The sequence below is a fragment of the Blautia sp. SC05B48 genome, assembly GCF_005848555.1.
Classification (GTDB): domain Bacteria; phylum Bacillota; class Clostridia; order Lachnospirales; family Lachnospiraceae; genus Blautia_A.
On the sequence record NZ_CP040518.1, the window covers coordinates 558,562 to 578,635 of the forward strand.

General features: G+C 45.7%; 20 protein-coding genes. 6 read left to right on the plus strand and 14 right to left on the minus strand.

Going from position 1 to position 20,074, the window contains the following annotated elements:
- Positions 1-42: 42 nt before the first annotated feature.
- The 14 genes from EYS05_RS02470 to EYS05_RS02535 form a co-directional block, all read right to left on the minus strand.
- Complete coding sequence (locus tag EYS05_RS02470) at positions 43-912, minus strand: patatin-like phospholipase family protein (RefSeq protein WP_118512892.1); 870 nt, start codon at positions 910-912, stop codon at positions 43-45.
- A 121-nt stretch (positions 913-1,033) separates the two neighbouring features.
- Positions 1,034-2,590: an ABC-F family ATP-binding cassette domain-containing protein gene (locus EYS05_RS02475; protein WP_118625037.1), complete on the minus strand. Its 1,557-nt coding sequence runs from the start codon at positions 2,588-2,590 to the stop codon at positions 1,034-1,036.
- Between the two features lie 153 nt (positions 2,591-2,743).
- Positions 2,744-3,241 carry a flavodoxin family protein BilS gene (gene bilS / locus EYS05_RS02480; protein ID WP_022427068.1) on the minus strand — a complete coding sequence of 166 codons (498 nt, stop codon included), beginning with the start codon at positions 3,239-3,241 and terminating at the stop codon, positions 2,744-2,746.
- 36 nt (positions 3,242-3,277) lie between these two features.
- A complete protein-coding gene (gene bsh / locus EYS05_RS02485) occupies positions 3,278-4,267 on the minus strand; it encodes a choloylglycine hydrolase (protein WP_118625039.1) in 990 nt (329 codons plus the stop codon).
- A gap of 17 nt (positions 4,268-4,284) precedes the next feature.
- Entirely contained in the window at positions 4,285-5,841 is a 1,557-nt protein-coding gene (gene cls / locus EYS05_RS02490; protein ID WP_138276524.1) for a cardiolipin synthase, read from the minus strand.
- Between the two features lie 206 nt (positions 5,842-6,047).
- On the minus strand, positions 6,048-6,293 hold the full coding sequence (locus EYS05_RS02495) for a hypothetical protein (RefSeq protein ID WP_138276525.1): 246 nt from the start codon (positions 6,291-6,293) through the stop codon (positions 6,048-6,050).
- A complete protein-coding gene (locus EYS05_RS02500) occupies positions 6,277-8,010 on the minus strand; it encodes an ABC transporter ATP-binding protein (protein WP_138276526.1) in 1,734 nt (577 codons plus the stop codon). Before EYS05_RS02500 ends, EYS05_RS02495 begins: the two co-directional genes overlap by 17 nt.
- Positions 8,007-9,770, minus strand: a complete 1,764-nt coding sequence (locus EYS05_RS02505; RefSeq protein ID WP_138276527.1) for an ABC transporter ATP-binding protein — start codon at positions 9,768-9,770, stop codon at positions 8,007-8,009. The genes EYS05_RS02500 and EYS05_RS02505 overlap by 4 nt, the downstream gene beginning before the upstream one ends.
- A 3-nt stretch (positions 9,771-9,773) precedes the next feature.
- Positions 9,774-10,751: a helix-turn-helix domain-containing protein gene (locus EYS05_RS02510; RefSeq protein ID WP_227752278.1), complete on the minus strand. Its 978-nt coding sequence runs from the start codon at positions 10,749-10,751 to the stop codon at positions 9,774-9,776.
- A gap of 169 nt (positions 10,752-10,920) precedes the next feature.
- Positions 10,921-11,694: a ZIP family metal transporter gene (locus EYS05_RS02515; protein WP_138276528.1), complete on the minus strand. Its 774-nt coding sequence runs from the start codon at positions 11,692-11,694 to the stop codon at positions 10,921-10,923.
- 156 nt (positions 11,695-11,850) lie between these two features.
- Complete coding sequence (locus tag EYS05_RS17335) at positions 11,851-12,285, minus strand: hypothetical protein (protein WP_158293298.1); 435 nt, start codon at positions 12,283-12,285, stop codon at positions 11,851-11,853.
- 77 nt (positions 12,286-12,362) lie between these two features.
- On the minus strand, positions 12,363-12,941 hold the full coding sequence (locus tag EYS05_RS02525) for a TetR/AcrR family transcriptional regulator (RefSeq protein ID WP_138276529.1): 579 nt from the start codon (positions 12,939-12,941) through the stop codon (positions 12,363-12,365).
- Positions 12,942-13,289: 348 nt separating this feature from the next.
- Entirely contained in the window at positions 13,290-13,772 is a 483-nt protein-coding gene (locus EYS05_RS02530) for a flavodoxin (protein ID WP_138276530.1), read from the minus strand.
- A gap of 29 nt (positions 13,773-13,801) precedes the next feature.
- Positions 13,802-15,076, minus strand: coding sequence for an MATE family efflux transporter (locus EYS05_RS02535; protein ID WP_243119191.1), 1,275 nt, complete (start codon positions 15,074-15,076; stop codon positions 13,802-13,804).
- Between the two features lie 101 nt (positions 15,077-15,177).
- Between EYS05_RS02535 and EYS05_RS02540 the strand changes: the two genes are divergently transcribed.
- From EYS05_RS02540 to EYS05_RS02565, 6 genes are read left to right on the plus strand one after another with little or no spacing between them, the layout of a single operon-like run.
- The gene (locus EYS05_RS02540) at positions 15,178-15,882 is read left to right on the plus strand and encodes a lantibiotic protection ABC transporter ATP-binding protein (protein ID WP_174235858.1); all 705 of its coding nucleotides are present in this window, start codon (positions 15,178-15,180) and stop codon (positions 15,880-15,882) included.
- Positions 15,883-16,629: a lantibiotic immunity ABC transporter MutE/EpiE family permease subunit gene (locus EYS05_RS02545; RefSeq protein ID WP_138276532.1), complete on the plus strand. Its 747-nt coding sequence runs from the start codon at positions 15,883-15,885 to the stop codon at positions 16,627-16,629.
- A gap of 2 nt (positions 16,630-16,631) precedes the next feature.
- On the plus strand, positions 16,632-17,375 hold the full coding sequence (locus tag EYS05_RS02550; RefSeq protein ID WP_138276533.1) for a lantibiotic immunity ABC transporter MutG family permease subunit: 744 nt from the start codon (positions 16,632-16,634) through the stop codon (positions 17,373-17,375).
- Complete coding sequence (locus tag EYS05_RS02555) at positions 17,368-17,745, plus strand: NisI/SpaI family lantibiotic immunity lipoprotein (RefSeq protein WP_025580194.1); 378 nt, start codon at positions 17,368-17,370, stop codon at positions 17,743-17,745. Before EYS05_RS02550 ends, EYS05_RS02555 begins: the two co-directional genes overlap by 8 nt.
- A gap of 38 nt (positions 17,746-17,783) precedes the next feature.
- Complete coding sequence (locus EYS05_RS02560; protein ID WP_174235824.1) at positions 17,784-18,446, plus strand: response regulator transcription factor; 663 nt, start codon at positions 17,784-17,786, stop codon at positions 18,444-18,446.
- The gene (locus EYS05_RS02565) at positions 18,437-19,801 is read left to right on the plus strand and encodes a sensor histidine kinase (protein WP_138276535.1); all 1,365 of its coding nucleotides are present in this window, start codon (positions 18,437-18,439) and stop codon (positions 19,799-19,801) included. The genes EYS05_RS02560 and EYS05_RS02565 overlap by 10 nt, the downstream gene beginning before the upstream one ends.
- The last annotated feature ends 273 nt before the right edge of the window (positions 19,802-20,074 follow it).

Consider the following 20,074-nt stretch of genomic DNA (forward strand, 5'->3'; position numbering starts at 1 on the left):
CATAGAAAGGGGTATAAGTCGAATTTTGTTTCGGTCTGTGATTCAGGAATCCAGGTAGGCTTTCAGCTTCTCCAAATCCTTTTTCATATCTGCTCTTCCTGTCTGGTAGATCCGCTCCAGATTGCTCTCATCACGCTCGATCATCGCCGCCTGGATGGGACTGCTCGGACGGATGATGTGGATACGCCCCTCTTTTTCCAGAGAAGCCAGTTCCTCCAGTGTTTCATTATAATGGATATGCCGTTCCTCCAGATCCTTCAGAAAAGCCGGATATTTATGTAATACTGCTTTCAGAAAAAGCTGCATCTTCGGGTTTGCTTTTTTTCGGTACTTCACATCTCTGGTAAGCACCACTACGTTTTTTTCGTATCCCCGGGAAAGCATCCATTTAACCGGGATCGGATCAGACACACCACCGTCCAGAAGTCTCTTCCCCCCAAGCATCACCGGCCGGGAGGCTACCGGAATCGATGCAGATGCACGCATCCATTCAATATCCTCCACATCTCCGTTGGGACATTCATGATACACCGGTTTTCCTGTATCCAGGTCCGTACACACCACTGTAAATTTCATGGGATTTTCCGCGTAGGTCTGACGGTCAAAAATATCCAGTTTCCAAGGCAGTTCATAATATCCGAATTCCCGGCTGTATACATCTCCTGTGGTGATCCAGTTCCGGATGCTTGCAAGTCTTTTATCCTTGCAGTACTTTTTGTTATAGCGAAGAACTCTTCCGATCTGCCTGGATTTATAATTGCATCCAAAAACAGCTCCAGCCGATACGCCCACTGCACTGTCTGCGTAAATCTCATTTTCCATCAGAACATCGATCACACCGGCTGTATACAAGCCTCGCATACCGCCGCCCTCCATAACGATACTGAATTTTTTCAATTGTGTTTCTTCCATTTATTTGTCCTCGTATTCTGTCTGGCAGACTCTGCTGCCCTTATGCTGTCATCTTTTATGTCCCATTTATTGTACTTCTTGAATTATATCTGTCTTTTCTGACATATATCTATATCCATTATCAGAATATCTTGGTTGTCCACCTGCTCATATCCCAGACTTCATTTACCACATCCTGGTAAAATTCCGGCTCATGGCAGATGAGAAGGATACTTCCGCGGTATTCCCTGAGAGCTTTTTTCAGCTCGTCTTTTGCATCTACATCCAGATGATTGGTAGGCTCGTCCAGAAGAAGAATGTTGGTGTCACGGTTCACCAGCTTGCAAAGACGCACTTTTGCCTGCTCACCACCGCTTAAAACCCGTACCTGGCTCTCAATATGCTTGGTCGTCAGTCCGCATTTTGCCAGCGCGGAACGCACTTCATACTGGGAAAATGCCGGAAATTCCTGCCAGAGTTCTTCGATACAGGTAGTTCGATTCTCACCTTTAACTTCCTGCTCAAAATATCCGATCTCAAGGTTCTCGCCCTGCTCCACACTTCCGGAAAGAGGCTTGATCAGTCCGAGAAGACTCCGAAGAAGTGTTGTTTTTCCTATTCCATTGGTTCCCACCAGTGCGATCTTCTGTCCTCGCTCCATAGTAAAATTCAGCGGCTTGGAAAGTGGCTCATCATAACCGATCACAAGATCATGGGTCTCAAAAAGCATCTTTCCCGGTGTTCGGCCATAACGGAATTTGAACTCCGGCTTCGGCTTCTCTGCTGCCAGCTCGATCACATCCATCTTGTCCAGCTTTTTCTGACGGGACATAGCCATGTTCCTTGTGGAAACACGTGCCTTATTCCTTGCCACGAAATCCTTCAGCTCACTGATCTCCTGCTGCTGTTTGCGGTAAGCAGCCTCCAGCTGTGCCTTCTTGACCGCATAGACCTCCTGAAAATGATCGTAATCTCCTACGTAACGGTTCAGTTCCTGATTTTCCATGTGATAGATAATGTTAACTACAGAATTCAGGAACGGAATATCGTGTGAAATAAGGATAAAGGCATTCTCGTAATCCAAAAGATATCTTTTCAGCCATGCAATATGCTCCTCATCCAGATAGTTGGTAGGCTCATCCAGAAGCAGGATATCTGGCTTCTCAAGAAGAAGCTTCGCAAGAAGTACCTTGGTTCGCTGTCCGCCGCTTAGATCCGTAACATCACGGTCAAGCCCCAGATCCAGAAGGCCCAGAGCTCTGGCAACCTCCTCCACTTTGGCATCGATCGCATAAAAATCGTGAAGTGTCAGTTCATCCTGGATCGTTCCAAGCTCTTCCATCAGCCCATCCATCTCGTCAGGATCTGCAGTTCCCAGCCTGTCGCAGATCTCGTTCATCCGTTCCTCTTTTTTAAGAAGAGGATCAAAAGCGGATTTCAGCACCTGGCCGATGGTCATCCCCTTTTCCAGAACCGCATGCTGATCCAGATAGCCTGCGTGGACATTTTTTGCCCACTCTACCTTGCCCTCATCCGGCATCAGTTTTCCGGTCACGATGCTCATAAATGTGGACTTTCCTTCGCCGTTGGCGCCTACAAGTCCGATATGTTCTCCCTTAAGAAGCCGGAAAGATACATCTTCGAAAATTGCTCTGTCTCCAAACCCGTGGGTCAGGTGTTCTACATTTAAAATACTCATTTGTTATATTCCTTTATCATTGTGGTTTTTGTGTTTTCCCGGAAGGGATTTTTAATAATGCTATAGTATTATACTTGATATTTTTCTCTGCTGTAAAGTCAAATCTCTGTATACACTGCGATCGGCTGACTGGCAGTTGCTGGTACACCGTTTTTATTTCATAATGATCTTCTTCAGTTTTTCCAGGTCGTCCGTATCAGGATGAGACAAAGCACAGTCAAAATTTTTGATCAACAGATCAAGATTCGCAGGGTGTTCCGGATTTTCTTTCATTTTTATATATCGTTCACGCACAGACTGGGGCATCTTTCCCTGACACATATACTCTCCGATAACAACATTACCCGGAGCAACAGACTGTCTGACCTGACCGAGGACCTTTTCAAAATATGCCGCACTTGCACCAAAACCGGCTGTTCCAAACAGAAAAATCTTCTTCCCTTTTAATTTGGATAACAATTCCAGGGTCTTCTTATCTGCATTCCCTTTGTCCGTCCAAAATCCGATATACAGCAGATCGGATCCAGGTACCTGTGATCCGGTCTCCCCAAAGTGATCACACTTATCTTTTGGCAGCACTTCATAGATCGCCTCAGCCAACTTTTTTGTATTACCGGTTAAGCTGCTGAATACTATTGAATAATTTTCCATCTTCCTACCTCATTATCTTCTGTAAAAATCCTGATCTCATTTATTATGCCATCTGATCTCACCATTTAATATGATCGGATAACGGATCAGCTTGTCTGAATCAAGGTTTTCCGCATACATATCTACTGCTGTTATCTGATGATTATCATATGTGGTGTAATAATAGATTCCCTTTGTCGTGTTGCAGCATGAAGTATAGATCGTGATCTCATATGCGCCATCTGATACCTCACAGCATCCCCGCTGCTGATCAACAGAGCCTAAAATATGGAAAAACTGGCTGACACTTTCGTTTTCCCCATCTCCGGATATTGCATTTAGTTTTGTAAATGCAACCTTTACAAATCTTGACTGGCTTGAAAGATCTCCCGGAATTCCCATTCCGCCCATTCCTCTGCTGTATGGATCCAGCTCCAGCACTCCTGCAAATGTACTTTCCGGCTGCTTTCTGGATACACCTGCAAAATTGTTAAGTGCAAACATCTGACCGGGGAATGGAGGATTATTTGTAAGTACGCCAACAGGATCATCATAGATGTGCATTCCGTCTTTCATGGATTCTACAACGATGCATTCCTCCTTGTCTGCGATCATCCAGTGAAGCTGTGCAGTTGGAAGCTGTTCACTGAAGGGTGTTCCCATAAGCTTCATATTAGAAAGCATCCTCCTTGCTTCAGCCACCGAAGCACATTGGGTAAGGATCCATGGAATAAATTCATATTGCGCCACCTGGATAAGATCCTTATCTGCCTCTGTCACTTCATCTGCATATGCCGCATTCCCCACAAAGTTAAGTCCTGCCATACCCAGTCCCTTTTCATTAGCCGCATCATAATAAAGCGGATAATCTCCTGCTACAAATGCCATTCCTATGAGAGCATAATGTGTTTTTGATTTTCCTGCATATCGAAAATCGAACTCATAATTTCTTGGAGTTATGGTCACCTCTTCCCCATAGGAAAACTCATAGTCAAGAGTTCTTCCCATATAAAAATCCTTTGTCTGATAAGTTGCTGCTGTACACATAGATCTACACCTCTTTCTTACAATAATCCTGCAAATAATCTCATGAAAAGCTGTCCCAGACGAAGATATGCACTGCGTCCTGTCCGGTATTGTTCTGTTACTTCCCGACATTCCTGCATTGTTTCTTCCAGATCATTTCTTATGGATAACACAGCCGGACTGTCTGCCATAAAGCATCCGTTTTCAAAATGATGATAAAGACTTCTGTAATCCAGATTTATGGTTCCGCAGGTTGCCATACAGTCATCTGCCACACTCATCTTGGCGTGGCAGAAGCCAGGTGTCCACTCATAGATCCGCACTCCATTTTTAACCAGTCCATGATAAAAAGAACGTGTAACACTGTAAATCATTTTTTTATCCGGGATTCCCGGTGTAATGATCCTTACATCAACTCCCCTCTTTGCAGCAAGGCACAGAGCATGTGTCATTTCATCCGTAATGATCAGATATGGCGTCATAAACCAGCAGTATTTTTCTGCTTTGTTGACCATGCTGATATAAACTTCCTCTCCTACCTGTTCATCATCCATTGGACTATCTGCATAAGGCTGTACAAATCCGGTCTGAGCTGCCTTATATTCTGATCTTATAAAATATTTGCTGAAATCCTCATTATTATTCCTGTCATTGGCTGCATTCCACATTTCAAGGAATGTTGCTGTCAGCGACTGAACTGCATCGCCTTCAAGACGGATCCCGGTATCCTTCCATTGTCCGTAAGGATTGGTGTAATTAAAATATTCATTTGCCAGATTATAGCCGCCTGTGAAAGCTACTTTTCCATCGATCACTGTTATTTTTCGATGATCACGGTTGTTCAGAAATACATTCAGCCCCGGCATAAATGGATTAAATACCCGGCAGTGGATTCCGATCTGCTCCATCTTTTTTACGAAATCCGTATTAATAAATCCAATAGATCCCATATCATCATAAAATACTCGCACTTCCACGCCTGCCTGCACACGCTCCTCCAGTACTTTCTGGATCTTTTTCCAGGCCTCTGCATCTTCTATCGCATGGTATTCCATAAAAATAAATTTTTCAGCCTTTGACAGTGCCAATAATTGTGCTTCTAATCCCTTTACCGCCTCATCATAATAAACAATATCCGTGTTCTGGTATACGGGATAACCTGCGTTTTTCCAAATATACTCACTGATATTTCCTGCTTTGGGGATTTTGTTTTTGATATTTTCCAGTTTTTCCCGATTGTCCGGCAGAAGCGGCAGAAGCTTTCTGTCGATATCCGCATATCGTTCTCGCATTTTATGGGTTCCGCCATTTAATCCGATGAGCAGATATAATGCTACACCCATGATCGGAAACACAAGTATCAGAATGATCCATGGCATTTTCATGGAAGAGGTCTGATCAGATGCATATAGTGCCAGAACCAGAATTCCTGCAAAGACTCTGGTCAGCAGATTAACGATCTCCGCATACTCATTCAGCCTTGTGATCATGATAATGATAAAAGCTGCTTCCAATAAAATACAAAGCACCGAAAAGCATAATCGAATGACACCGTTTTTCGTTTTTGCTCTGCCCTCCAATGTATCCTGCTTCATAAAACCGCCCCTTTCTGCATTGAATGGGAATTTCCTGTTGTGCGTAAGCCTAACTGAATATTCCTGCTGCGTAATAAAATCAGCAATTATCTTCTATACTGCAAACAGCGCAGCTCTGACCTGCTGATTCTTTGTCCACTGTAATAAAAAATGAAATATGAAGAAAGCCCTGGAAGCTGCAACTTCGAGGGCTTTTGCTTTTTTTGTTATAAACACTTTAATTCTTTTTTGCCTGCGAGCATTATATCATATGCGATTTTTCTTCGCAATATACTCTGTATATTTTTCAGTTCATAAATACCACATGGCTTTTTCATACTATAATCAGCAGTATGCAGATACATCTTTGCAATTTCTAACGACTCAGAAGGAAATTTCCACCGTTGCAATCCACGATTGGGAGTTTGTTGTCTTTCTTGTTGTTTTCTTCTTTTTTTATACTTTCCAGCCAACGGCCAGTTCTCTGGACTCCACAAATCTGCGATAGATGCCGCCTTGCTGCATGAGCTGTTCGTGAGTACCGCTTTGGACAATTTTGCCGCCGTCAATGACGAGGATGTTGTCAGCGTGGCGAACGGTTTTCAGTCGATGGGCAATCATGATGATGGTTTTCTCTTTGGTCAGTGCTTCAATGGCATTAGTCAGCTCCTGCTCGCTTTCCGGGTCAACATTGGCGGTTGCCTCGTCCAAAATGACAATGGGTGCATCCTTCATAATGGCTCTGGCAATGGAAATGCGCTGTTTTTCACCGCCGGAAAGATTTGCGCCGCCCTCACCGATAATGGTTTCATACCCATCGGGTAGTGCCATGATGAAATCGTGACAGCAGGCTTTTTTCGCTGCTTCGATAACCTTTTCCATCGGTGCATCCGGCTGACCGAAACGGATATTGTTGGCAATGGTGTCCTGGAACAGATAGACGCTCTGGAACACAAAGCTGAAATTGCGCATCAAACTGTCCATGCTGTATTCCTTTACATCCACACCTCCTAAGCTAACGCAGCCCTTGTCCACATCCCAGAACCGGGCGATGAGATGGCAAAGCGTTGTTTTGCCACCACCGGAAGGACCCACGATGGCTGTGGAGGTTTTCTGCGGAATATGCACGGAAATGCCGTCAATAGTCTTTCGCTTGTCGTAAGAGAACTCTACATTCTCCACATCAATATCATAACTATCCGGGGTAATATCTTTTCCGTCAATATCCATAGTAGGCATATCCAGCACAGAGTTTGCCTTGCTTACATTCAAGTCAACATTTCGCAGGAGTGCCGAGTAACTGCCAGCACTGTCCAGTGCGCCGAACAGAATAAAGGCGGCAATGATCATGACCACGGCGTTCAGCAGTTCCATTGTGCCGTTCAGATAAAACGCAACGGATACGCCCGCAATGACCACGCCGATGAGCTTGGCTATCAGACTTTGCAAGAACATGATGGGGACAAAGGTAATCTCCGATTTTATGTTTGCTGCTGTGTTTTCGTCGATGGCCTGATTCAGAGCCTTGCTCTTTTCTCCGGTCAGATTGTAAGACTTGACTTCCGCAATGCCCTGAATGTACTCCAGCACCTTTTCCACCAGCTTGCGGTCAGAAGCATCCTTTACCGGTGCGACCGTCTTTGCTTTCTTCTGCAAGTAGCTGTTGACGGCAAAGAACAGGAGCACACCAATTACGGAGATGCCGCCAATCCGCAGGTCAAAGTACAAAATCATCAGCGCAACCACCACCGTAGTCAGAATGCCCTGGGTCACCATCATGACAACACGGGTGGCAACATCTGCCAGAGCCTCCATGCTGTTGGTGGCGACGGAGGTGATATAGCCAAGGCTGTTTTGGTTGAAGTAGCCCATAGGGAGATACTTCAAATGCTCGGCAATTTCAATGCGTTTGTCGGCACAGGTGCCGTATCCAGCCTCGCATTGGAGCATGGTGGAGCAGTAATTCGCAAAAGCATTGCCTGCGATACTAAGCAACATAATACCGAAAGACAGCAAGATATGCTGTACCGTCAGATTTCCGCTCAAAACGCCCTGTAAGGTCACGGCGATAGCCGGAATTTTCAAAGCCTCAAACATAGCCTTCAGCACACCGAGGAAAATGGACTTTGTAAATTTGCGTTTGTTGATCTCACCGCAAAAATTGAAAAAACGTCTAAATATCTGGATCATTGTGCTGCACCTCCTTCCTCCGTATCCCGCACAGCAATATGAGAACGCCACATCTGTGCGTACAGGCTGTCCTTTTCCAGCAGCTCCTGGTGGGTACCACTGGAGCGGATATTGCCATCCTCCACCACAAATATCCGGTCGCTGTTGGTGATAGTGGAAAGCCTATGGGCAATGACCAGCAGGGTCTTTCCTTTTGTCAGCTTGGCTACGGAGGACTGAATGAGGGCTTCATTTTCCGGATCGGTAAAAGCTGTTGCCTCGTCCAGAATGACGATAGGAGCGTTTTTCAACATGGCACGGGCAATGGTGATACGCTGACGCTCGCCACCGGAGAGATGCCCACCGGCACCGCCCACAATAGTCTGGTAGCCGTGATCCAAACTCATAATAAAGTCATGGCAACCGCTGTTCTGGGCCGCCTCAATGACTTCTTCGTCCGTTGCGCTCTGGTTGCCCATACGAATATTTTCCATGACGGTGGTGTCGAACAGGTAATTGTCCTGAGAGACATAGGCAATGTACCGATTGTAGTCCTGCTGGGTCATTTGGCGAATATCCACGCCGCCGAAAGAAATACTGCCGCCGTCCACATCCCACAGTCCCGCAATGAGTTTTGCAATGGTGGATTTCCCGCTGCCGGAAGGACCAACGAGGGCGTTGACCGTGCCTTCCCGAATGGTCATGTTGATGCCATGAAGCACCTCTTTCTCGTGGTAGCCGAAGGTCACGTCATGCAGCGCAATATCGTTATTTTTCGGCTGAGATGCGGAAACCTGCGGGCGGGTCTGCTCCTCCTGCTCTAAAATACCGGTCACTTCTCCGATGATAGTACTCAGCTTTGCCAGATCGTCGCCGTAGGACATAACGGTAATCAGGGATGTGATCAAACCAACGGAGAACAAAATGACCTGAATAAAGGTATTGGCATCCAGCGTACCGGCACGGAACAGCAGACCGCCGATGGGAAGAACCGCCACCATGGTCGCCGGGAAAACGGACATGGCAAGGCAGAAATAGATATTGCATCGCCGCATCCATTCCACATAACAGCTTGCGCCCTCTTTGGCGGCGACCACGAATTTTTCATAGGAGCTTTGTGCCTTGCCAAACGCTTTGATGACCTCAATGCCGTTGATATACTCTACCGCAGTATCATTGAGTATCTTGGTTTTATCCACGGTGTTCTGATAGCTTTCCGCATAGCCACGGGTCATTCCTGCATAGCACCCGAATCCGATGGGCACTGTTACCAGCACAGCCAGAGCCATGCGCCAATCCAGTACAAAGAGATACACCAGCAGGGCAATAGGCACCAACAGGTTTGATGTAAATTCGGGAATGATATGCGCCATAGTGGTCTCGATGCTGTCGATGCGCTCCACCAGTACATTTTTCACCGAACCGGAGGGCATATCCAGCACCGTGCCCAGCGGCACACGAGTCAGCTTCTCACATACCCGTTTGCGGATGTTGCCCAACACCGCAAAGGTCGCCTTGTGAGAAAGCGTGGTGGAAATGCTGTGAAAGCCGCATCGCCCCACCCAAAGAAGCGCCATCACAAGGCAGTGTTGTAAGTAAATATTCGTGTCCCGGCATCCACCCAGTAAATCGCCAATCATATTTGCCATGACGAAATAGGGCAAAATGCCGCAGATCACGCCACACACAGCACTGAGTACGCTGAGTACATAACGGGAGCGATATTCTCCCGCAAAGTCCCAGATCCACGTTGCTGTAGAGCGTTTCATTTTTGTGTTCATGTTCTACCTCCTGTCATTTCTGTATTCAGCAGGGGGCGTATCAAAGATTTCCTTGAAAGCCGCTGCAAATTTACTTGGATTATCGTAGCCGACAGCAGACGCAATCTCAATAATCCGCTTTTTACGGTCTGTTACCAGCATGGACGCTGCCACATTCATCTTGTAGTTGCGGATATAGGTATAGATGGGGCTGCCATACACACCCTTGAAGCCGTTTTTCAGGGCCGATGTGCTGAGATCAAATTGCTTTGCCAGTTCTTCAGTGGTGTAATTTCGGGTCAAATCGTCGGTCAGCAGCTTATGTACCGCCCTGATCTTCTCAGCCTGGCTGGAATAGAAATACGGGCGTTCATCCTTGTACTCAGACAGTTCCAAAGCCCGCAGGAACACCAGCAGCTCCATGACCTTAATTTTGAAATAGTCCATGCGTATCTTTGCCGGAACATTGTAAAGCTCCGAGAAGATATGCTCAATGGAAGGGTGTTTGCGCAGGATATAGATACTGTCCTTACCGCAGAACTTGTCTGCCAGTTCCGATAAGTCAAAGGACACACCAGGCATTGCCTCCCGCACGGATTGTTCCGCATGATCGAGGAAGAAGCCAACCGTGATACCATGATAGTGAGACACAGGAAAATACATATCGCCGCTGTGATGCACCCGGCGATCCATTCGCAAATCGCCCTGTTCCATGTAATACCGCATATCTTTGTCCGTCCGATGCTCGATTCGTCCTTCCCGACAATGGTCGATGCAGAAGATGCGGGACGAACTGTTAAAACGGCTGTAACAATGGGTCATGTGAAAATCGTTATATATCAGGTACACACCGTCAAATACCCGATAAATGGTCATAAGTCCATCGCCGCTGGGATCTCTCATCCGAAGCACCTTGCAATCCTCAGTCTCCACCATTTCTTCCAGATTGTCACCCATGTCCGTACTGTGAAACATTGCCCAGGGACTATATTCATTTTCCAAATTAACACCTCCTTAAAGGAAAGTTATAGGCAGCTAACTCGTATTAATTAAGGAAAGCCGGTTTTCACGGCTTCCGTAGTAATTATATTCATTTTACAGTTTACTTTCTAATCCGATCCGCTTTTTTCGCTCCATTTGGTAAAAAATATTTGCAGCAAAGCTGAAATTCTTATCCCAGCACCACATCCAACACCATCATCACGCTGAATCCTAACGCAAAGAATACTGTACCGATGTTGGAATGCTTTCCAGCAGACATTTCAGGAATCAGTTCTTCCACTACCACATAGAGCATAGCTCCTGCGGCAAAACTCAGCAAATACGGCAAAGCGGGGACAACAAACTGTGCTGCAAGAATTGTTAACACCGCCCCCAGTGGCTCTACAATGCCGGATAGGACACCGCTTAGAAAGGCTTGCCCTTTCTTCATTCCCTCTGCCCGCAGAGGCATAGAGATAATGGCACCCTCCGGGAAGTTTTGAATGGCGATACCGAGAGATAATGCCAACGCACCCGCTGCTGTGATTTCATCGTTTCCGGTCAAAAAGCCTGCATAGACCACGCCTACTGCCATTCCTTCGGGAATGTTATGGAGCGTTACTGCCAGCAGCATAGTTGTCCTGCCAAATCCACTTTTTACACCTTCCGGCTGGTCAGCATTACGATGCAGGTGTGGGATGAGCCTATCCAAAATCAGCAGGAACAGGATGCCAAGCCAGAAACCGGCTGCGGCAGGAATCACCGCACCTTTACCCATATCCGCCGCCTGTTCCATAGCTGGAATCAGCAAACTCCAGATAGAGGCCGCCACCATAACCCCGGCGGCAAAGCCGGTCAATGCCCGCTGTACTTGCGTTCCAAGTGATCTTTTCAAAAAGAATACGCATCCGGCTCCCATTACAGTTCCGAAAAACGGGAGCAGGATTCCATAAAAAGCCGTCATATATCAATCCCTCCTGATAAACAGCAATGAGCACCCATCCAAATTTCCGATGGGTGCTCACATTTTTTTTACTCCCCTTCGAAGCGATTTTCTAATTTATCAAAATTTCATATCGCAGCCTTCTTCCACGATTCAATGGTGGCGGTGATACGCCGATCAATATCCACACGAGCCGATCTGCATTCCTTCGGATGCTTCTTTGCACTCTGAAACGCCATTTTCACAAACAGACTCGCCCCAACAGGCAGCATGATCGGGATTGCACATGGCAGGTATAACTTCCAATAGGTCATGCTGTTTGGTAATTTCCGCAACGCTTGTCACCGCTTTGCAGACGGTATAATAGCTCATCAGTGCAATACAATCATAAGTGCGCCTGTGCTGTTGTGGAAATTCTTTTTCCCACCAAGATTGGTACGCCAATCGGACAGATAGGAAACATATTGCTGCTGTATCGGTTGCCAGCTCCAGCACCTGCTTGTGCCGCACCACAGGATAGATTAGAGAATACATTTGCTTATATGCCTTGTGGTCTTTCTTTATAAAGTGGTCATAGATTTTCGCTGTGCGATCCCAAAATGTTACCTTCATAACATCACTCCTGCGTTCCGATTAGTCGCATCTAACTCTCTGTCTTTTGAAAAGCCGCCAGACGGCAGCTTTTCGATTTAATCAAATAATTCCCTGCAAGCACCATGCACCAGCATTCCCAACACCTGCGGATACAGTTCGCCGATTTCCCCCTGATGGGAGACAGTTAAGATCAGTCCACGGATGGTGGCGGCAGCCAGATCCATTCCGCCTTTCGGCACAAGTCCACTTGCCTCCAGAATTTGGCGAATATGAACTTCGTCATCGTGATAGTGGGCGGCCTTGATGTCAGATGGTATCCGCCGCAACAAATACTCCGCATTGTTTTCGATGAAGGTCATAGCTTTGGTATCGGAAAGGTATTTGCAGGCGGCAAGAATGATCTTCGTTGCTCGCTCCGTTGGTGGAAGTTCTGCATTGTCCTGCAAGGCTTTCTCCGCTACGGCATACGTTTCCGCATGAATATTTTCCAGCACAGCAAAGAACAGCAGTTCTTTGGATGGGAAGAACTTATAGAACGAACCCTTTGCAATACCCACCGCCTCCGTGAGCTGTTCCACCGATGTTTTCCGCACCCCGATGGTCACGGCACAACGCAACGCTTCGTCTAACAAATCCTTGCGGATCATTTCATTTTTCTGTTCTGTAAACGCCAAGTGATAACCTCCAAATCGTTTTGACCATTTTTGTTCTTTCGGTCATGATTATACTCTTTGTACTCGTCCCTGTCAATGGATTTCAAAGAAAAGTTACTGTTCACTGGCAATATTCCGTGAGGTGTTTTTTGTGAGCGAAGGTCACAGAAAACCCGAGACATACTGCGCGAATTTATGCGATCAGCATAAATTCTGTGCATCGCGAAGCGTGTTACTGAGAACGGAATGAACAGTAACGGTAAAATCAAGCTTAATTATTAGTCCATCTTCAGGGATTACTTCCCATCCGTTGGGCGATATTCGATATCCCATCGCATTCATCCCGCTTTGTCCTCCCTGCCATTGTTTTTATAAGTTCAGATTCTTCACCCAATTTTTTAAGGAATATTCTGATAAGTTTCCATTCAGCAGCTTGCCCTGAAGCAGTGTTGCCCCCGGACAGCTCGGTTCCAGTTTCTCATTTGTCTTTCCCATACCGCTGCCTCCGGAGGTTGCAAAAGGAATAATCGTCTTACCGGAAAAATCATAGCTTTCCAGAAACGTATTGATAATCGTCGGAGCAACATACCACCAGATAGGGAACCCCACGAAAACAACATCATACTTTTCCATGTCAGCTAGCTTCTCTGCAATCGTCGGCCGGGATGACGGGTCATTCATTTCAACAGAGCTTCTGCTCTTTTTGTCCATCCAATTCAAATCAGCAGAAGAATAAGGAACCTCCGGTTTGATTTCGTGCAGATCAGCTTCAATCGCTTCTGAAAGTTTCCACGCTGCCTTTGCAGTCACACCACTGGCTGAAAAATACGCCACTAAAATTTTCTTGCTCATAATGTACCTCCATCATTTTTCTAATAAAATTATATTACCTGAAAAGTTTTCCACTTCCCGGACTTTTGTCTCCAGAAGAAAATAACAGCCCGGATAACCCAATCGCTGACCATTGCAATCGCAATTCCTATGACGCCCATCTGCAGGGCAACCCCTAAAAGCCAGGACAGCAACAGGCGCACTGCTATGGTAGATATGACCGAAACATACATGGTGAACTTCACATCGCCTGCGGCACGCAGCCCATTACTAAGTGCCCCGGAAAAAGGATAGGCAATGGCATTGAACAGATTGTGTATCAGAACCAACCAAATGACAAGCTGCTTGGTGTCCGGCTCCAACGCATAGAACCTCATAAACAGAGGAGTCAAAACGAAAATCAGCAGATTCCATGCGAATGAAAGCAGCACCGTAATCTTTGTCAGTTTTTTTAAGTAACTCTCTGCAATCTGTGTATTATTGTTTCCCATGCACTGCCCAATGACCGTGATAAACACCGGCCCCATAGAAACGCTAGCCAGGGCAGCCAAAGACCAGATGCTTTGCGCCACGCCGTTTGCCGCGATCTGATAAGTACCAAAGAGTGCCACAATACTGCTGAGTGCCACCTTTACCAACTGAAACACGCCGTTTTCCAACCCATTTGGAATGGCTATCCTTAAAATGTGCCGCATAAGCGCCCCGTTCCACTGAAAAATCCATTTGCGCGTATAAAATACATGGTTTTTCTTGCGGAAACAAAGCACGGTGATTACCACTGCCGAAAATGTCCGGGCGATCAAAGAGGGCCAGGCGACACCGGCAACGCCTGCGTGCAGCACAAACACGCCGATCAGGTTCCCAATGACATTGATGATATTGGAAGCCACCGACAGATACATGGTCACGCTGGTCTTTCCCACACTGCGAAAAAGGGAAGCACCGGCATTATAGACCGCCAGAGCCGGATAGGAATAAGCGGAAATTTTAAGATAAGTAATGCAGGCCTGCATCACATCGCTTTCCACTTTTCCGAACATCAGACGCAGCATTCCCTCATTACCGATCAGCACAAGTGCTGAGACTAATGTGGAAAAAATTGCGGAGAACCGCAGGAGCTGGCTTGCAGATTCCCCGGCAGCATCTATTGCCTTTCTGCCAATATACTGGCTGATCACCACTGCGCCACCGGATGCCAGTGCCGTAAACAGGTAAATAAAAATCGTGTTAAACTGGTTTACCAGAGAAACACCGGAAACCGCCGCTTCCCCGGCATAGCTGACCACCAAATGCGTAGGTTGGTGCTTTGTTGCGATATGCTCCACGGTTACGGTGTATTGTTCATATTCTGTTTTCGGGAATCTTTATGAAATCTTCAAAATTGCACGGTATGCTATCCGTAAAATCAAAGAAAGGACTTGATTATATGGATATGATTTTGAAAACGACTGACCTCTGCAAAAATTTCAAGGGGCAAATGGCGGTAAACAATGTGTCACTGAACATCCGGCGCAACTCGGTTTATGGTCTGCTGGGGCCGAATGGGGCTGGCAAATCCACGATCTTAAAAATGTTCACCGGCATTTTGCGCCCCACATCGGGAAGCATCGAGTTTGACGGCCACCCGTGGAAGCGGAATGCTCTGGAGCATATCGGTGCTTTGATTGAGATGCCCCCGCTTTACGAAAATCTGACTGCATACGAAAATCTCAAAGTCAGAACTACATTGCTCGGCCTGGACGATGCACGAATTAACGAGGTATTGCAAATTGTCCAGCTCACGAATACCGGCAAGAAACGGGCCGGGCAGTTTTCTCTTGGTATGAAGCAGCGGCTTGGTATTGCTATTGCATTGCTGAACAGTCCCCAGCTTTTGATTCTGGATGAACCGACTAACGGCCTTGACCCTTTAGGGATTGAGGAACTTCGAGAGTTAATTCGCTCTTTTCCCTGCAAAGGGATTACAGTTATTTTGTCCAGCCATATTCTGTCAGAAGTCCAGCAGATTGCAGATCATGTGGGTATCATTGCTGGCGGCGTCCTTGGATATGAGGGAGAGCTTCGCGCCGGTGAAGATTTGGAACAACTCTTTATGGATGTTATTCGCAGAAATGGTAAGGAGGGATATTAAATGGAGATGGCATATATTCAGGCAGAGAACCTAAAGCATAAGAGAACTTTCACAAAAACGCTGATCGTTCTGGCCCCGTTTGTAACTGCGCTTATGAACTTTTTTGCCCCTCTTTGGTTCCAGCTCAATTCTTATAATTGGTGGTATATCCTGCTTTATCCTGGATTCCTTACGCTCACCTGTGCCTTGATTGAACAGCGGGATAATGGCAAACTAAAATATCGTGCCGTTGCTTCATTGCCTGTTTCGCAGAACAAAGTCTGGAAAGCAAAAATTGGAGTGGCCGGTATTTACTCCTGTGTGGGGAATTTCATTTTCCTGGCGCTAAATCTGTTGGGCGGTTTTGCAATATTAGTTATCAACGAAATTCCCCTGACAATCGAAATTTGGCAGGCTGCGGCCGGAACAACTTGTATTGTCATTGCAAGCCTATGGGAAGTTCCGCTGTGCTTATGGTTATCAAAAAAAGTTGGTATCTTTGTCACGGTTATTCTTAATGCCGGACTTGGAAGCGTTTTAGGGATTTTTACGGCTACAACCTCTTTGTGGATGATCTGCCCGTATAGCTGGGTGCCGCATCTTATGATTTCCGTGTTAGGTATTTTGCCTAATGGTGAGCCGGTTGCAGATCAGAGTACGGCAATGGCATTTTGGATGATTATACTTGTATTGGTCATTTCGCTGGTCTGGTTTGCGGCGCTGTCATTTTTAACTGCAAGATGGTTTGAGAAAAAGGAGGTGGGGTAACTATGGTATCTGTGGTTCGCTGCTGGAAAGCAGAATATCAGAAGTGTAAACATAGCATTTTGCTCTATATGCACAACATGATTCCGATTATATGTGCGGCGATTTTTGCAGGTTACTATCATATATCCAGATGGGAACTGGCAACCAAAATCAGTGCCTATCTGGAAGTGCTGGCCGTTGCGTTCCCGTTTCTGATCGGCATTATTGTGGGCCTGGTTGTTCAGATCGAAAATCAGGCCGGGCATTATCAGCTTTTGTTGGGAACAATCCCATCTCGCATGGCAACGTATATTGGTAAACTTGGTTTTCTGATGATCTGTGCTTTTGGCGCAACATTTTTAGCGTTAGGAACATTCGCTGCACTATATAGGGATGCTCCGGCAAGCCTTTACCTGAAAGCAGGGATTCTATTGTTGATTACCATGCTTCCCATTTACCTGATTCATTTGTTTGTGGGAATGAGCTTCGGAAAAGGTGCATCTATGGGATTGGGAATTGCAGGGAGTTTAATAGCTGCCCTTATGATAACAGGGCTTGGTGACGCTACATGGAAATATATTCCCTGGGCCTGGGGCGTTCGTGCTATGGATTACACTGTGCTTGCATGGGATAGCCCCCAACTGTATGCACAGGTAAAAACCGATTTTTTCAGCGGTATGATTATTTCTGTATGCTGCACTGTTTGTCTGCTGATTGCCAGTTTGGTTTGGTTTCATGGTTGGGAGGGAGGTAAAAACAGTGAATAAAAAGTGCCTGTTTGCCGTGGTAATTGTGCTTGTAAGTCTTATATGCTTATCGGCCTGCGGTGCGCTCCGCGATACCGCCGATAAAAATAAGGCGTTAAATGAATCTCTGCCGTATTATGAGCTGAACGCCGCAAACTATGATGAAATTTCATATAACGGCCTGACATATACCATAACGGATGAATGTCTTGAAATGTCAGAACTGCAAGAAGAAATCGGGCAGGTATCGAAACGCTTCAAAAATGTGGCGGGGGAAGATTTCAGTTTCGGCTACGTTTACAGTATTGTGGATGTGGATATAAGCAATGCCGTAGCTGTAAATATCAACAATGAATATCGGAAAGCTGACATTAAAAATAATGATGAGTAACCTCGACAATGTGGTATAATGGGGCGGGAGGTGATTTTTTGACCCACTTACTTGTAGTTGACGATGAAGTTTCTATCTTGGAATTGATTAAGAACAGTTTGGGGAAAGATGGATATTTGATAACAGTCTGTCAAAATGCGGATGATGTAGACATCAAAAAGCTGCATTTCTATGACCTCATTCTTTTGGATGTGATGATGCCTGGCACAGACGGGTTTGAGTTTTGCAAACAGATCAGGAATATGGTAGACTGCCCGATTCTCTTTCTGACCGCAAAGACATTAGAGGAAGATATATTGTTTGGATTGGGCATCGGTGCGGATGATTATATTACGAAACCTTTTCGTATTCAGGAGCTTCGCGCCCGTGTCACGGCACATTTACGCAGAGAAAAAAGGGAGCATCACAGCACACTTTCATTTGAGCCTGATATAAGATTTGACCTTTCCGCAAAGGTACTGTATGTTTCAGAACAGCCGGTTCCCCTTACCAAAAGCGAGTATTCAATCTGTGAATACCTTGCGAAAAACCGGGGACAGGTTTTTACAAAAGAACAAATCTATGAAGCCGTTTTCGGGTTTGATGGAATAGGCGATAACTCTACGATCTCAACGCATATAAAAAATATTCGTGCGAAATTGGAGCATTTCAAAATAAGTCCGATCAGCACCGTATGGGGGATAGGATATAAATGGGAGTGAAAAAGAAACCTACATTGAAAATATTGTTTCGCCAGTTTGCTATCTCCCTCATTGTCATGCTGGTAGCGGCAATTATTGTCCCTTTTGGTTTGGAGGGACTTGCTATAAATGCTGGATTAGCTACAAGAGCAAATCTAAGTGAATTGCAGGTAAAAGAGATCATTCCAACGCTGACGATTGCCCCGGATATTACAAAGGTTGTGATTCCACAGGGATGCGGCTACTTAATTCTGGACAAGAACTTTAATGAGCTTTACAGCAATATGGACGATGATGAAAAAGAAATTGCCCTGCTGTACGCAAAGGGAGAATATATTGAATATGCTACGGGGAGGCAGTTTGCACTTGTTGTCCGGGAAAACGAATTTTGCGTTTTAAGGTATTATATTGGTTCTCAATTTACAGTGTCATGGCTACCGGAATATTTTCCATCTCCTGACACGCTTGCGTTTATCCTGATGGCTGTAAATTCGCTGCTGGTCATTATCATACTGACCGCCAGATTTGCTAAGAACCTGCGTACACAACTGACCCCGCTTTTTGAAGCAACTGCGGAGGTTTCAAAGCAAAACCTTGATTTTGAAGTAGGACACGCCAAAATCAAAGAGTTTGAAGATGTCCTTGCATCTTTTTCAGATATGAAAGATAATCTGAAAATTTCGTTAGAACGGCAATGGAAAACCGAACAGACACAGAAAGATCAAATCGCCGCGCTTGCCCATGATTTGAAAACGCCTCTGACGGTTATTCAAGGAAATGCTGATTTACTCACAGAAACAAATCTTGATGATGAGCAACGATTATACGCTGGTTACGTCGTGGAAAGCTCCGGCCAGATGCAGTCATATATTCAAACCCTGATTGATATATCACGGGCGGCGGTTGGTTATCAGCTCCATATTGAAAGTATAGACTTGCCAGCGTTCATGCAGCACTTGTTCGGTTATATGGAATCACTATGCCGGACAAAAGAAATCCGGCTGCAAATGAATACTGTTTCACTCCCTCAAATGCTGAAATTTGATAGGGTGCTGATAGAACGTGCTATTATGAATGTTATCAGTAATGGGCTGGACTACTCCCCGCAAGGCGGAACGCTTTATGTGGATGTTCAGAGTAACAACGGTTTCGTGGAAATTTCAGTCACAGACGAGGGAACGGGGTTTTCTAAAGAGGCATTATGCCACGCACAGGAACGGTTCTATATGGGCGATCAAAGCCGCAATTCAAAGTTACACTTTGGTATAGGTCTATATATTACAAATTCGATTATGGAACAACATAATGGTCAGCTTATTTTAGAAAATTCAAAAGAAACCGGCGGCGCAAAGGTTACTATGAAACTTCCTTGCTGATTTTCCGATAGTGTAATGGACGTCTTTTATGTCCGTCCATTTTTCAAATCTTCATGGAATCTTCAAAATTCCTCTTATCATGTATCTAAAGAAAAAACATCTGCCCAGCGGCAGAAAAGAAAAAAAAACGCTGCTGGGCAGACCCATTTTCACGCTTAATTTATATTCACTGGTGGCGGTTTTGAGAAATCAAGGCCGCTGCTTTCTTTCTGTCATTCCCAGCAGTTAAAGGCATGGCGGCCCACGGGAGGACGCCGCCATGCTGTTTTACTA